This window comes from Sphingomonas aquatilis (assembly GCF_014196115.1).
GTDB classification, from domain to species: Bacteria; Pseudomonadota; Alphaproteobacteria; order Sphingomonadales; family Sphingomonadaceae; genus Sphingomonas; species Sphingomonas aquatilis.
Genome location: NZ_JACIDB010000001.1, coordinates 94,533 through 108,077 on the forward strand (window position 1 = coordinate 94,533; position 13,545 = coordinate 108,077).

Genomic DNA, 13,545 nt, shown 5'->3' on the forward strand with positions numbered 1-13,545 from the left:
GATGTCGAAGATCGACGAGGTGCAGAGCACCGTGAAGAACACGCCCGGCCTGGGCAAGAAGATGGCCAAATACGGTGCGATCGGCGCCGTCGTGGCGATCCCCGTGCCGTTCGTCGGCCCGGTGCTGGGTGCGCTGGTCGGCGCGGGCGTCGCCTACGCCCGCCGCAACAAGATCTGAGGACGCGTTCGACCATTTATGCGTTGCCCGTTCTGCGGCCATGAAGACAGCCAGGTAAAGGACAGCCGCCCTACCGAAGACGGGGCGGCGATCCGGCGCCGGCGCCAGTGCGAAGGATGCGCCGCACGTTTCACGACGTTCGAGCGCATCCAGCTGCGCGACTTGTGGGTCGTGAAGAGCGCGGGCGACGGCGGGTCGCGCCGCGAGCCGTTCGAGCGCGAGAAGCTGCAACGCTCGATCGCGATCGCGACACGCAAGCGGCCGATCGAACCGGTGCGCATCGAAAAGCTGATCAGCGGCATCCAGCGCCAGCTGGAAACGCTGGGCGAGAGCGAAGTGTCGTCGAAGCGGATCGGCGAATTGGTGATGGAGGGGCTGAAGGGCCTCGATTCGGTCGCCTATATCCGCTTCGCCAGCGTCTATCGCGACTTCAGCGAAGCGCGCGATTTCGAGGAGTTCGCCGGGTCGGTCGAACAGGCAGGACGCGGCGCATGAGCGACACCAATCTCCCCGCGATCGTCCTGGTCCGCCCGCAGCTCGGCGAGAACATCGGCAAGGCCGCGCGCGCGATGCTCAATTTCGGGCTGACCGATATGCGCCTCGTCGCCCCGCGCGACGGCTGGCCCAACCCCAAGGCGGGTCCGGCGGCGAGCGGCGCCGACCTCGTGCTGGAACGCGCGCGCGTCTACGACACGGTCCAGGACGCGATCGCGGATTGCGCCCACGTCTATGCGACGACGGTGAGGAAGCGCGGCATCACCAAGCCGGTGGTGACGCCCGAAGTCGCCGCGAAGGCGATCCACGGCGCGGGTGAACGCTCCGCCATCCTGTTCGGGCCGGAACGGTCGGGGCTGGAAACCGACGACGTCGCGCTCGCCCGCACGATCATCACCGTGCCGATCAACCCCGAATTCGGCAGCCTCAACCTCGCGCAGGCGGTCATCCTGGTCGCCTACGAATGGTCGAAGGGCGTGAGCCTCGCGCAGCCGTCGCTGACCGAAATCGACGCCCCGGCACCGCAGACCGAGTTGGACGGCATGATCGCGCAGCTCGACGACATGCTGGAACGGGCGAACTTCTTCTTCCCGCCCGACCGCGTCCCCGCGACGCGGCGGACGCTCAGGACATTGCTCACCAAGCCCGGCTGGTCTTCGCAGGAAGTGCGCACGCTGCGCGGCGTGCTGTCGGCGCTGGATGGCGCCAAGGAACGGCGCAGCGAGCGGTAGGGCGGCGGCGTCGGCCATCCCCGCGAAGGCGGGGGTCCAGACACGCTATCGTCGCAGATGGAGCCGGAAGGTCGGCCCGTTTGCATTGCCGCCAACGCGGAAACGACGACCGATGTCGGGATGGGCGTCCCCCAACTCTACCCCGTCACCCCGGACTCGTTCCGGGGTCCACTCTGCGGCGGGGGGGAGTCCAGAGGCTCGAGCGTTCCCCAGCGGCCCAGTGGACCCCGGACCAAGTCCGGGGTGACGAAGAGTGTGGGGCGCCATCCTTCCTCCCGCTGCGCCGCGCGTGTTGGATCGAAAGCCGCGCTCTTCCGCGCTGTCCTACACGCCACCCCATAGTCTAGGGTCCGCAACACGCCATATGCCGATGTACGGCCAAGGCGCTCTCTTTATCAGTGGTGCGAAAACCGAAACGATGGGCCCAGAACGTTTCCGTTCAGGTGTCCACGTTGTCCATGTTCGCCGCGCGCGCGTCGAACTGCGTCAGCTCATAGGCGATCGAGGCTTCGACCAGCTGCTCCCACAGATCCGCGATCACGTCGCCCGGCAGCCCCGCCGCCTCCGCCGCCGCACGGGCATTAGCGATCACCTGGGCCTTGCGGCCTTCGTCGCGCACCGCACCGCGCGCCGGCTTGATGCGGGCGGCGGCATCCATATAGGCGAAGCGGCGGGCGAGCAGCGCGACCAGCTCGCGATCGACCTGGTCGACGCCCGCGCGGACCTCGGTCATGGTGGTGCAATCGGGGCCGGGCAGGGTCGTCGTCATGCGCGCTTCTGTAGCGGGGCTGCGGGACTTGTCGAGCATCGGCGCTTTCCTAGGGGACGGAATTGCGTCATGACTTCTGCCTCTTTTGCCCCGGAGGCTTTGCCCATGTCCCTGATCGCCCTCGCCTTGATCGCCACGGTGGCGCAAACGCCAGACCCGGCGCCGACGCCCGCGGCGGACAAGCCGATCTGCCGCCGCGAGCTGCCGATCGGGTCGTACCTGCCCGTGCGCACCTGCCACACCAAGGCGCAATGGGCGCAGATCGACGAGGCGAACGGTCGTGCCGCCAGCGACGCACGTCGCGCCAACGATGCGCGCAGCGGCACGATCCCCAATCGCTGATCCCGACCGCTCTCCGACGCCCCCGCGATTGACACGCTCGCCCCCCTCGGCTAGGCGCGCGCCTTCGCAACAGCCCCCGCACCCCGGTGAAGCGGTGGGCCTGCCTTCCTTCGGGATCAGCAGCGCGAAACCGGGATCAGCCCCGATCGTGATTCGTCGCGGTCGGGATCACGTCGTTACAGTTGCCAAGGAAGTATTATGTCGAAGCGCCATAGCGCCAAGCACAAGCTCGACCGTCGTCTCGGCGAGAATATCTGGGGCCGTCCGAAGTCGCCGGTCAACAAGCGCGAATACGGCCCGGGCCAGCACGGCCAGCGCCGCAAGGGCAAGGTGTCGGACTACGGCATCCAGCTGCGCGCCAAGCAGAAGCTCAAGGGCTATTACGGCGACGTCACGGAAAAGCAGTTCCGTGCGTGCTACCACGAAGCCGCCCGCATGAAGGGCGACACCAGCCAGAACCTGATCGGCCTGCTCGAGCAGCGTCTCGACATGATCGTCTATCGCGCCAAATATGCGCCGACGATCTTCGCGGCGCGCCAGTTGGTCAGCCACGGTCACGTCCGCGTCAACGGCGTGAAGTGCAACGTCGCGTCGCGTCGCTGCTTCGTCGGCGACGAGATCACGCTGGGCACTAAGGCCAAGGAAATGGCGCTAGTGCTCGAGGCGCAGAACCTCGCCGAGCGTGAAATCCCCGATTACGTCGCGCCGGACGGCAACGCCAAGGTGACCTTCGTCCGCGTGCCGACGCTGGACGAGGTGCCCTATCCGGTGAAGATGGAGCCGAACCTGGTCGTCGAGTTCTACTCGCGTTAATCGCGACGAACATCGAGAGATTCGGAAAGGGCGGTCCCGCGGGGCCGCCCTTTTTCGTTTGGGACAGGCTTCCCAATTCCTCCCCCGCCAGGGGGAGGGGGACCGTTCGGCGTCAGCCGAATGGTGGAGGGGGAGGTAAACGATGCCCTCCATTTTTCGAAGTCGTCGCTTTCCTCCCCCACCGTCACTGCTTCGCGGCGCCACCTCCCCCTGGCGGGGAAGGAATGCGCCTTCCGCCCCCGTGGACAAGCTGCGCCCCCCACGCCACAAGGCGCAGCAACGCTGACCTTGCCGGAGCTTCCCTTGCGCCGCTTCTTCCTGCCCGCCCTGCTCGCTGCCGTCGCGACCCCGGCCATCGCCCAGACCGCGCCCGACATCTCCGTCGACACGATGAAGGCGGTCACCAAGACGCTCTCCTCCGATGCGTTCGAAGGCCGCGCGCCCGGCAGTGCGGGCGAAACCAAGACGCTCGCCTACCTGCAACAGCAGTTCGCCAAGGCGGGGCTGAAGCCGGGCAACAAGGGCCAATGGCTGCAGGACGTGCCACTGGTCGAAATCACCGCGAAGAACGTCACGCCGCTGACGATCACTGGCGGCAAGACGCCGCTCAGCTTCGCCTACGGCCCGGACATGGTCGTCGGCACCTATCGCGTCACGCCGCATATCGACGTGACGAACAGCGACGTCGTCTTCGCCGGCTATGGCATCGTCGCGCCGGAGAAGGGCTGGAACGATTATGCCGGGCTGGACGTGAAGGGGAAGACGGTTGTCGTCCTGATCAACGATCCCGACTGGCAGACGCCGGAGGCCAAGGGCCTCTTCAATGGCCGGGCAATGACCTATTACGGGCGCTGGACGTACAAATATGAAGAGGCCGCGCGGCAGGGCGCCGCTGCGGTCCTGATCGTCCACCAGACCGAACCGGCGGCCTATAGCTGGAACGTCGTGCGCTCCAGCAACACCGGCGCCGAACATGTCGCCGATGCGGCCGACGGGCATATGGGCGATAGCGCCGCGCACGGCTGGATCCAGCTCGACGCAGCGCGCAAGCTGTTCGCCAGCGCGGGCAAGGACTTCGACGCCCTCGCCGCCGCGGCGAGGGTGAAGAGCTTCAAGCCCGTCGACCTGGGGCTGAAGGCGTCGGTCAGCTTCGACAATATGATCGCCAAGCAGGTATCGCACAATGTCGTCGGCATCCTGCCCGGCCGCGAAGCGCCCGACGAATATGTGCTGCTGTCGGCGCATTGGGATCATTTGGGCCGCTGCACGCCGGTGAACGGCGACGATATTTGCAACGGCGCGGTCGACAATGCCGATGGCGTCGCGGCGCTGGTCGCGCTGGCGCAGGCCAATGCCAAGGCGGGGCCGGCGCGCCGATCGATGGTGTTCGTCGCGCTGACCGCCGAGGAATCGGGGCTGCTCGGATCGGCCTATTATGGCGAGAACCCGGTCTATCCGCTGGCGAAGACGGTGGGCGGCGCGAACATGGATGCGCTCGCCATGTACGGCCCGGCCAAGGACGTGATCGTGATCGGGCCGGGCAAGTCGGAGCTCGACAATTATCTGAACGCCGCGCTGCAGCGGCAGGGCCGGCATGCGACGCCCGAGCCGACGCCGGAAAAGGGCTTCTACTACCGCTCCGACCATTTCAGCCTGGCGAAGCATGGCGTGCCGATGGTCTATTTCGAAACGGGGCAGGACCTCGTGAAGGGCGGACTTGCCGCCGGCCGCGCCGCCGCCAGGGACTATGAAGAGCATCGCTACCACGCGCCGTCCGACGAATATGATCCGAACTGGGACTGGAGCGGGGTGCAGCAGGACGTCGCGCTCTATTATATGCTGAGCCGCGATCTCGCGGAGAGCCGCGCCTGGCCGAACTGGCTGCCCGGCGATGAATTCCGCAGCATCCGCGACAAGAGCCGTGCCACCGTAACCGGAGTAGCCAAGTGACGACTATCGCCCCGCCGCCCGCCGAATGGGCGCCGCATTCGGCCGTGTGGATCGGCTTCCCGAGCCACGCCGACCTGTGGGTCGAGGATCTGGAGCCGGCGCGCGAGGAGGTCGTCGCCTTCGCCCGTGCCGTCCACGCCGAGGGGCGGGGCGAGAAGGTAATCCTGGTCGCCGCCGATGCCGAAGCGGGCGACACCGCCATGACCATGGCCCCCTTTGCCGAGGTGGTGGTCGAACCGTTCGGCGACATCTGGCTGCGCGACACCGCGCCGATCCTGCTGAACAGCGAAGAGGCGCGCGACTTCGACTTCAACGGCTGGGGCGGCAAATACGATCTGGAGGGCGACGACACGATCGGGCTACGGCTCGGCAAGTCGATCGGGGCGAAGGTCGGCTATTGCAACTGGGTGCTGGAAGGCGGCGCGATCGACGGTGACGGTGCCGGCACGGTGGTGACGACCGAACAATGCCTGCTCAATCCCAATCGCAACCCGACGATGACCAAGGCCGATATCGAGCGCCGGCTGCGCGAGGATCTGGGCTATACGCGTGTCGTCTGGCTGGGTGACGGCCTGCTGAACGACCATACCGATGGCCATGTCGACAACCTCGCCCGCTTCGTCGGCGAAGGGCGCGTCGCTTTGCCCAAGGCGGCGGAGAACGACCCCAATTGGCAGGTCTTCCAGCATGCCGAGCGCGATGCACGCGCCGCGGGGCTGGAGGTGGTGCTGATCCCGTCGCCCGGCCGCGTGCTGCGCGACGAAGAGGTCGTGCCGGCGAGCTACATGAACTTCTACATCGGCAATGCCGCGGTGGTCGTGCCGCTGTACGGTAGCGAGAACGATGCCGCGGCGGTGGCCGCGATCCAGGCGATCTTCCCCGACCGCGAGGTGGTGGGCCTGCACGCAGACCATATCCTGACCGGCGGCGGCAGCTTCCACTGCATCAGCCAGCAGATCCCGGCCTGATCGCATGGCGGCTCTGCTGGTCCGGGCCGGCGTGTCGGGTATCATCGTCGCACTCGTGGCGCTGATCGCGCGGCGCAGCCCGGCGGCGGGCGCTCTCGTGGCGTCGCTGCCGCTCGTCTCTGTGCTCGGCATGATCTGGCTGTGGCACGATACGGGTGACCCCGTTCGACTGGCGGACCATGCGCAGGCGACGCTGTGGTATGTGCTGCCCTCGCTGCCGATGTTCCTCGTGATCCCGGCGTTGCTGCGGCACGGTGTCGGCTTCTGGCCCGCGCTCGCCAGCGGTTGCGCTGTCACCGTTGCGCTCTATCTCGCCACCGTTGCGGTCGCCGCGCGATTCGGCGTCACCCTGTAGGAACCGTCATGACCGAGATCACCGTCGCTGCGCTGCAGCTTGCCTTTTCGAACGACATCGACGCGAACATCGCCAATGTGTCGCGCCTGGTGCGTGAGGCGGCGGCGCAGGGCGCGAGCGTGATCCTGCCGCCGGAATTGTTCGAGGGCGAATATTTCTGCCGCGTCGAGGACGAGGGCCTGTTCGCCAACGCCGCCCCCGTCGGCGAGCATAAGGCGGTGCTCGCCATGCAGGCGCTGGCCGAAGCGCTGAAGGTGACGATCCCGACCAGCTTCTTCGAGGCGGACGGGCCGCATTATTACAACAGCCTCGCGATGATCGGCCCCGATGGCGAAGTGCAGGGCGTCTATCGCAAGAGCCACATTCCCGACGGTCCGGGTTACGAGGAGAAGTTCTACTTCCGCCCCGGCAATACCGGGTTCAAGGTGTGGCCGGCGCCGCAGACCGCGCCCGGCTGGACGCTGGGCGTCGGCGTGTGCTGGGACCAATGGTATCCCGAAACCGCGCGCGCGATGATGCTGATGGGGGCCGAACTGCTGTTCTACCCGACCGCGATCGGCAGCGAGCCGCATGATACCAGCCTGGACACCGCGCGGCTGTGGCGACGTGCGATGGTGGGCCATGCGGTCAGTAACGTCGTGCCGATCGTTGCCGCCAACCGCGTCGGTGTGGAGCATGACCAGACCTTCTACGGCACCAGCTTTATTGCCGATGAGCGCGGCGACATCCTTGCCGAGCTGGACCGCGAGGAGGAGGGCGTGATCGTCGCGACGCTCGACCTTGCCCGTATCCGCCGCCACCGCGCCGCCTTTGGCTTCTTCCGCGACCGCCGGCCGGAGCTGTACGGTCGCCTCGTTCAGGACATCTGAGCGAGCGCCACCGCGCGGGCGAAGACGGCCTCGAACATCTCGTCGTCGACGCGGCCGGTGTTCTGATTGTAGCGCGACGGGTGGTAGCTATCGACCAGCATCCGCCCGTCCGGCATGCGATGTTCGGCGCCATGGCCGAACGTCGCCTTGGGCAGCCGGCCGCCCAGCACCTTCACCGCCGACTGATGCGCGATCTGGCCGAGTGCGACGACGACGCGCAGGTTGGGAAGCGCTGCGATCTCGGCGTCGAGATACTGGCGGCAGGTGCGGATTTCCTCCGGCGTCGGCTTGTTGGCGGGCGGCAGGCACTTCACCGCGTTGAGGATGATCGCGCCGGTGAGGGCGATATCGTCGGTCGGGCGGTTGGCGAAAGTGCCGGTAGCGAGGCCTACCTTCACCAGCGTCGCGAACAGCAGCGTTCCCGAATGATCGCCGGTAAAGGCGCGGCCGGTGCGGTTGGCGCCGTGAAGGCCAGGGGCGAGCCCGACGATCGCGATCGTCGCGTCCGGATCGCCGAAGGCGGGCACCGGGGCATTCCACCACGTCGGGTTCTGCTCGCGCAACGCCTCGCGCGCCGAGACGAGCCGGGGGCAGAGCGGGCAGTCCCGCGGCGGCTCCACGGAGAAAAGGGCCGTGGGTGGGGCGGCGTCTAGGCTCTCGGGGAGGCTATCGGATGCGATCGTCATCGGTATCGCCTAAGGCGTGGGAATGGCAACGGCAATCTATGCGATCGGGATCGGATCGAATCGGCGGGGGCGACATGGCGGTCCGGCGGATGAGGTGCGCGCCGCGATCGCGGCGATCGGCGGGGTCGTCGCCACGTCCCCGATCATCGCGACGGCGCCGCTCGGCCCCTCGATCCGCCGTTTCGCCAATGCGGCGATCCTGATCGAAAGCGATGAGGCCCCGCCAGTGCTGCTCGTGCGGCTCAAGCGAATCGAGGCGGCCTTCGGGCGCCGGCGCGGACGGCGCTGGGGGGCGCGGGTGATCGACCTCGATATCCTGTTGTGGTCGGGTGGCGTCTGGCGGAGCGCCGGGCTGACGGTGCCGCATGTCGCGCTGGCCGAGCGGGGTTTCGTGCTCGCCCCACTGCGGCACATCGCGCCGGGCTGGCGAGTGCCGGGCGCGATGCGGACGATCCGCCAATTGGCGCACACGGTTGACCGGCCGCGTCGCCGCCCCTAGGTGCCCCCAATCGATGGCGGGGGTCCGTAGCTCAGTCGGTAGAGCAAGCGACTTTTAATCGAGAGGTCCCGGGTTCGAGCCCCGGCGGACCCACCATCGACGCTTTACGGGGGCATCTACCCGGTCCCCGATCGGTTCATAAGCCGCAGCATCCGCCGATCGCGCGTCGCATGGTAGCCCTGTGATCTCGCCGAAGCACGCGCGCACCGCCAGCCGTCCACGCTTGATATGTCGGTATTGCTGACGCATGATCTGGCGCGAACAAGAGGGGTGGGGACAATGAAGCGCATCTGGACGATAGCAGTCGTGGCGATCATGGCCTGTGCGGCGCCTGCCGTCGCGCAGTCCGCGGATAGCCAGGCCAAGCCGGCCGAGAAGAAGACCTGCCGCAGGCTGACGCCGACGGGATCGTTCATGGCGACCCGCGTCTGCAATACCGAGGCAGGATGGCGTCAGTTCGACGGGATCACGCAGCAGGGCGTGAGCGACTTCCGCCGCTCGTTGAACATGAGCGCCACCAACGAGCGCGCTGGCGAAAAATAAGTCGGTTACGCGGCTGCCCGCCACGCCGGTGGGCGCCGCGATCCGCTGTTTCGGATTCGTCCCGCGCCAGGTTACGGCATGCAGGCTGAGTTCGATCGCGACAGGACACTCACCCCCGCCATAGTCGGCGCGCTCGATCAGCCGAACAGTCGGCTCCAGAACGACGGCTGCGCCGACCGGGACGCCTGCCATTGCGCGCGCGCATCTGCTGCCCGCTGGTGAAGAGCGCGGATGCACTCGTCGCGGGGGAGGTCGGAAAGCCGCTGCGGAGGGATGGACTGGCCCATAACGCATTGATGAATCGCACGATGAAGCGTGCTTTGGCAACGACGATGCGACGAATTGCAGTCGATCGTCGCAAAAGTCTGGAAATAGCTGCCCGGCTGTTCGCCAGTGTCGATCGTGCCCATCATGCGCCGCCCCTGAGCCGAATGCGCGGTCGTGCGTTGATCACCACCAGACCCACGCAGGAGAGCGACATGGCCGATGTGACCGATCCGACCCACGAACCCGAGAGCTACTCCGATCTGCCGACGCAGCCGACCGGGTCAGGCCCCGCCGACCTCGAGGTCGCGTACGAGCAGATGCGCCTTGCCGAGGAGGCCCAAGACACCACTGGCGGCGTGCCTGCCGCGGCGGTGGTGGATGCGCCCGTGCCCGTCAGCGACGCGGGCGCCATCGCCGAAAGCGAAGCGCATCCGAGCTGAGGCGGGCGAGGGGGCGCTGAGCGTCCCCCTTCCAATCATCGCTTGAGGGCGGGTCAGCGGTGGGTGGACCGCCGGTTGACCGGCACCAGAGACAGCTGGCTCGCGCGCGATGTACCCCGGCGCATTTCGAACCCGATGAGCGCGAGGTTCGCGGCGATGAAAGCGGACATGGTGACGTAGAAGGCCATGGATCGTCTCTCTGCGGCATCGGCCTTCGCGGCCTGTGAGGAGCAGATCGTTGGCGTCGCAAAGGTTTACCGCAGGTGACCGAGGCCGCGATCGTGGCCGATCGCGCGACAGTCCGAGCCAGCGTCACGGCGACCGCCTGCCGGAAGTGTCGGGGCGGCGCCAATAACGCGGCACCGCCCCGGCCGTGCATCAACGGCAGACGCGGACGCGGCGGTGATGACGATAGACGATACGGCAGTGTTCGCGGCGATCACGGCCCCAATGGTGGCCACGATCGCGGCGGTTGCGGTCATACCCACGATGGTCGCGGTGATCGCGCTGGTCGTAATGGGGACGGCCACGATCGTGGCGCTGGGCGTCGGCCGTACCGGCGAGACCAGCGGTGCCTGCCATCATGGCCACGGCAGCGAACAGCATCTTGAGCGTCATATACCCTCCTTCGTCAGCGCCATTGCGGCACGTGAGGGGGATTACGCAGGCGACACGGCATCGTTCCTGACCTTTTGCGGAAGCACACGATCGGCGATTTTGATCCCGACAAGAGCGAGTTGGGAATCGGACGAAGACGGGATCGTTCAGGTGGCAGGCATGCCGAATGTCGCGAGCCCGCACCGCGCTGCCACGCGATGATCGCCCGCCCGACTTTGGTCTCAACCGGTCGCGCGCATCATCATCGGTCGAGCTTTGCCATCCCGATCGATGGGAGCCGGCCGTCCCAGCAGGAACCCCTGCGCTTCGTCGCAGCCTTGTTGGCGCAGGAACTCCAGTTGCTCCGCGGTTTCGACGCCTTCCGCCAGCACGGGGATCGAGAGGCTTTCCCCAAGGGCCAGCACCGCACGGATGATGGCGGCGGACTGTGGGCCGCAATCCAGATCGAGCATGAAGGACTTGTCGAGCTTGATCTTGTCGAACGGGAAGGAGCGCAGCGTCGAAAGCGACGAATAGCCGGTTCCGAAATCATCCATCGCGACCGATACGCCGAGCGCCTTCAACTGGCGGAGGACGTGGGTCGTGCGTGCGTGATCCTCGATCATCGCGGTTTCGGTGATCTCGAGTTCGAGGCGCGACGCCGGCAGGTCCGTTTCCAGCAGGATCTGATGAACGAGACTGGGCAGATCGACGTGGCCGAGTTGCACCGGTGACAGGTTGACCGCGATCTTGTGCGGTTCTGCCCACATCGCCGCTTCGGCGCATGCGGTCCGCAACACCCATTCGCCGATCGGCAGGATCAGCCCCGACTGTTCGGCAAGGGGGATGAAGTCCGACGGCGACACGCAGGTGCCGTCCGCCTTCGTCCACCGCAGCAGAGCTTCATAGCCCGTGATTCTGCCAGTGCGAACGTCGCCCTGTACCTGCCAGTGGAGAGCGAGTTCGTCGTGGTCGAGCGCGTGGCGCAGTTCCTGCACCATCCGCCGACGATCGCGGACGGCGCGATCCATTTCCTCTTCGTAAAAGCAGACGTGCGACGCGATCGACCCCTTGGCCCGGTACATCGCAAGATCGGCATTGTTGATGAGCGCCGAGACATCGTCGGCGTCTTGCGGCCATAGCGCGATGCCGACGCTGGCGCCGCAACTCGCCTCGCTGTGATCCAACGTGACCGGTTCCATGATCGCGGCGCGCAGCCGTTCGGCAAGGCCCAGCGCATCGGCCGCTTCGCTGACCGGCTGGACCGCCACGAATTCGTCGCCGCCAAGGCGTGCGACGAATTCGCCCGGCATCATCGCCGCCTTCATGCGCTCGCCGATCGTGATCAGCAGGTGATCGCCCGCGGCATGGCCGTGGATATCGTTGACCTCTTTGAAGCGATCGAGATCGATCGATAGCAAAGCGACGGCAGCATGCCCGCTGGCGGGCGACGCCTGTTTCGTCAGCCATTCCAGGAACGACGTCCGGTTCGGTAGGCCGGTCAGACTATCATTGCGCGCGAGATGCGTGATCCGGCGTTCCTGTGCGAGCCGAGCCCTGAGATCGCGAATGGAGTAAATGGTGTGTGGTTCGACGCCACGCGCATCGATGCGGACCGCGATTTCGATCGGGATGGTACTGCCGTCCATGCCGGTCATCGTCGATTGCGTCAGCCGGTCGGCGTCGATTGCCGTGGCGCCGGCGATCCAGCGCTCGATCGGCTGGCCCATGATGTCGGCGGGCGAGAGGCCTGCCAGCGTCGCGAAGGCCGCGTTGGCGGCCACGACGCGGCCGGCGCTGGTGACGACCATGCCATCCACATTGCCCTCCAGCACTTCATCCAGCCGCCGCTTCGATTCCGCGCTGGCCTGGGCGTCGAGGACATAGGTCGACAGGCCCGTGCCGAGCACCAGCATACCGACGCCGGCGACGGCGAACGCCATGATGATCGCGGCATCGTCCGATCCCGCCTGACCCGCTTCGGCTGCGAAGGGGACGATTGCCATCGCGGCCATGCCGGTGAAGTGCAGGATTACGATGGAACCGACCATCAGCCCTGTCGCGAACCAGCCCCCGGCAAACCGCCCGTGCGCGAGGGCTCGATCGAAGGCCGCGGCACCGAGCAGAACAACGCCCACGATCGAAACTGCGACATAGTCAGGCGACCAGCTGATGAAGCCCTGCGCCGCGAATGCACGCATTCCGGTGTAATGCATGATCGTGACCGCCAGCCCGAACAGCGCGCCGCCGCAGGCCGGCATCCAACGCCCCTTCATCGTCGCCGCCTTGAGCGCGATGGCGCTGCCCGCGATCGCGAAGAGCAGGGACACACCGGTCAAGCGGGGTTCGTAGCTGACGCGGACGCCAGGCTGATAGGCGATCATCGCAATGAAGTGCGTGCACCAGATCGTCGCGCCGGTCGAAACGCCGCCCATGAAGATCCAAGCCAGCCGGGTCCGTGGCTCAGCCTGACGGATGCGCCCCAGAAGCTGAATCGTGATCGCCGATCCGACCAGGCAGAACAGGGCCGCCAGGCCGACCAGCCAGAGGTTGTGATCCTGCGTCAGACAGGTGAGGAAGCGCATCCAGCGTGGTCCTTTTTTCGGACCATTCTCATTCAAATATCAAATTTGTTTTAATTTCAGTTGGTTTGGGCGACCTTGCTGGCAGCCCATCCCTATTGCGTCGCTAGATCGAGGTCAGTTCGGCGCCACCTGTTGCCCTGCAATTATAACCCAAATTGCGTTCGATCGTCGTTGATCATGCGCGTGATGCTGTCTGAGCGGCCCTGCGGTCGAAGGCCGGTGCTATGGATTACGCCGCCAGGTCGAGGCCCAGCATCGCAACCGTCGCCATGAGCGTGTCACCAGCGACAAGGCATGCCAGCTGCGATCGGTACAGGCTGGCGAGATCGCGGTGCATGGCGCGGACCGCATCGTCGGTCGCCAGCGCGGCCAAGGCCATCTGATCCTCGATGCGGCGATGCAGTATCTCGCTGGTGAGGCCTGTGTCCATCCATCGCCTCTCGGCCCCGAAGCGTTAC

Annotated in this window: 19 protein-coding genes and 1 tRNA gene; 14 read left to right on the forward strand and 6 right to left on the reverse strand. The window is 66.5% G+C overall.

Going from position 1 to position 13,545, the window contains the following annotated elements; translation table 11 throughout:
* The first annotated feature begins 1 nt into the window (after position 1).
* From GGR47_RS00450 to GGR47_RS00460, 3 genes are read left to right on the forward strand one after another with little or no spacing between them, the layout of a single operon-like run.
* Positions 2–178, forward strand: coding sequence for a small multi-drug export protein (locus tag GGR47_RS00450; protein WP_017977334.1), 177 nt, complete (start codon positions 2–4; stop codon positions 176–178).
* 18 nt (positions 179–196) lie between these two features.
* Positions 197–673: a transcriptional regulator NrdR gene (gene nrdR, locus GGR47_RS00455; protein ID WP_017977335.1), complete on the forward strand. Its 477-nt coding sequence runs from the start codon at positions 197–199 to the stop codon at positions 671–673.
* Positions 670–1,404, forward strand: a complete 735-nt coding sequence (locus GGR47_RS00460) for an RNA methyltransferase (protein WP_043061276.1) — start codon at positions 670–672, stop codon at positions 1,402–1,404. The genes nrdR and GGR47_RS00460 overlap by 4 nt, the downstream gene beginning before the upstream one ends.
* Positions 1,405–1,843: 439 nt before the next feature.
* On the opposite strand, the gene GGR47_RS00465 is transcribed toward GGR47_RS00460, so the two are convergent.
* Complete coding sequence (locus tag GGR47_RS00465) at positions 1,844–2,173, reverse strand: chorismate mutase (protein WP_147036401.1); 330 nt, start codon at positions 2,171–2,173, stop codon at positions 1,844–1,846.
* Positions 2,174–2,278: 105 nt separating this feature from the next.
* Between GGR47_RS00465 and GGR47_RS00470 the strand changes: the two genes are divergently transcribed.
* From GGR47_RS00470 to aguB, 6 genes are all read left to right on the forward strand, one after another.
* Positions 2,279–2,515 carry a hypothetical protein gene (locus GGR47_RS00470; protein WP_147036389.1) on the forward strand — a complete coding sequence of 79 codons (237 nt, stop codon included), beginning with the start codon at positions 2,279–2,281 and terminating at the stop codon, positions 2,513–2,515.
* A 198-nt stretch (positions 2,516–2,713) separates the two neighbouring features.
* Positions 2,714–3,328, forward strand: a complete 615-nt coding sequence (rpsD, locus tag GGR47_RS00475) for a 30S ribosomal protein S4 (protein WP_017977340.1) — start codon at positions 2,714–2,716, stop codon at positions 3,326–3,328.
* A 303-nt stretch (positions 3,329–3,631) separates the two neighbouring features.
* On the forward strand, positions 3,632–5,278 hold the full coding sequence (locus tag GGR47_RS00480) for a M28 family metallopeptidase (RefSeq protein ID WP_147036402.1): 1,647 nt from the start codon (positions 3,632–3,634) through the stop codon (positions 5,276–5,278).
* Complete coding sequence (locus GGR47_RS00485) at positions 5,275–6,246, forward strand: agmatine deiminase family protein (RefSeq protein WP_017977342.1); 972 nt, start codon at positions 5,275–5,277, stop codon at positions 6,244–6,246. The genes GGR47_RS00480 and GGR47_RS00485 overlap by 4 nt, the downstream gene beginning before the upstream one ends.
* Positions 6,247–6,250: 4 nt before the next feature.
* The gene (locus tag GGR47_RS00490; protein WP_017977343.1) at positions 6,251–6,601 is read left to right on the forward strand and encodes a DUF3147 family protein; all 351 of its coding nucleotides are present in this window, start codon (positions 6,251–6,253) and stop codon (positions 6,599–6,601) included.
* Positions 6,602–6,609: 8 nt separating this feature from the next.
* On the forward strand, positions 6,610–7,470 hold the full coding sequence (aguB, locus tag GGR47_RS00495; RefSeq protein ID WP_147036390.1) for an N-carbamoylputrescine amidase: 861 nt from the start codon (positions 6,610–6,612) through the stop codon (positions 7,468–7,470).
* On the opposite strand, the gene GGR47_RS00500 is transcribed toward aguB, so the two are convergent.
* Positions 7,458–8,156: a uracil-DNA glycosylase gene (locus tag GGR47_RS00500; RefSeq protein WP_147036391.1), complete on the reverse strand. Its 699-nt coding sequence runs from the start codon at positions 8,154–8,156 to the stop codon at positions 7,458–7,460. The two genes, aguB and GGR47_RS00500, sit on opposite strands and share 13 nt — an antisense overlap.
* Before the next feature lie 22 nt (positions 8,157–8,178).
* Here GGR47_RS00500 and folK point away from each other — a divergent pair, with 22 nt between their 5' ends.
* The 3 genes from folK (at position 8,179) to GGR47_RS00515 (ending at position 9,198) form a co-directional block, all read left to right on the forward strand.
* Positions 8,179–8,655, forward strand: a complete 477-nt coding sequence (gene folK / locus GGR47_RS00505; RefSeq protein WP_147036392.1) for a 2-amino-4-hydroxy-6-hydroxymethyldihydropteridine diphosphokinase — start codon at positions 8,179–8,181, stop codon at positions 8,653–8,655.
* Between the two features lie 20 nt (positions 8,656–8,675).
* Positions 8,676–8,751, forward strand: a tRNA-Lys gene (locus GGR47_RS00510).
* A 183-nt stretch (positions 8,752–8,934) separates the two neighbouring features.
* A complete protein-coding gene (locus GGR47_RS00515; RefSeq protein ID WP_147036393.1) occupies positions 8,935–9,198 on the forward strand; it encodes a hypothetical protein in 264 nt (87 codons plus the stop codon).
* A 137-nt stretch (positions 9,199–9,335) separates the two neighbouring features.
* Here the strand turns inward: GGR47_RS00515 and GGR47_RS00520 are convergent, their stop codons facing one another.
* Positions 9,336–9,611, reverse strand: a complete 276-nt coding sequence (locus GGR47_RS00520; RefSeq protein ID WP_167509747.1) for a hypothetical protein — start codon at positions 9,609–9,611, stop codon at positions 9,336–9,338.
* 66 nt (positions 9,612–9,677) lie between these two features.
* Between GGR47_RS00520 and GGR47_RS00525 the strand changes: the two genes are divergently transcribed.
* Complete coding sequence (locus GGR47_RS00525) at positions 9,678–9,905, forward strand: hypothetical protein (protein ID WP_244305088.1); 228 nt, start codon at positions 9,678–9,680, stop codon at positions 9,903–9,905.
* 53 nt (positions 9,906–9,958) lie between these two features.
* Here the strand turns inward: GGR47_RS00525 and GGR47_RS19255 are convergent, their stop codons facing one another.
* Positions 9,959–10,093, reverse strand: a complete 135-nt coding sequence (locus GGR47_RS19255; RefSeq protein WP_276509318.1) for a hypothetical protein — start codon at positions 10,091–10,093, stop codon at positions 9,959–9,961.
* A gap of 217 nt (positions 10,094–10,310) precedes the next feature.
* On the opposite strand from GGR47_RS19255, the gene GGR47_RS00530 reads away from it, so the two are divergent.
* Positions 10,311–10,724, forward strand: a complete 414-nt coding sequence (locus tag GGR47_RS00530) for a hypothetical protein (RefSeq protein WP_147036394.1) — start codon at positions 10,311–10,313, stop codon at positions 10,722–10,724.
* Between the two features lie 20 nt (positions 10,725–10,744).
* Here GGR47_RS00530 and GGR47_RS00535 read toward each other — a convergent pair whose 3' ends face one another.
* Positions 10,745–13,087, reverse strand: coding sequence for a bifunctional diguanylate cyclase/phosphodiesterase (locus GGR47_RS00535; RefSeq protein WP_147036395.1), 2,343 nt, complete (start codon positions 13,085–13,087; stop codon positions 10,745–10,747).
* Between the two features lie 229 nt (positions 13,088–13,316).
* Positions 13,317–13,517, reverse strand: coding sequence for a hypothetical protein (locus GGR47_RS00540; RefSeq protein WP_147036396.1), 201 nt, complete (start codon positions 13,515–13,517; stop codon positions 13,317–13,319).
* Positions 13,518–13,545 lie beyond the last annotated feature (28 nt).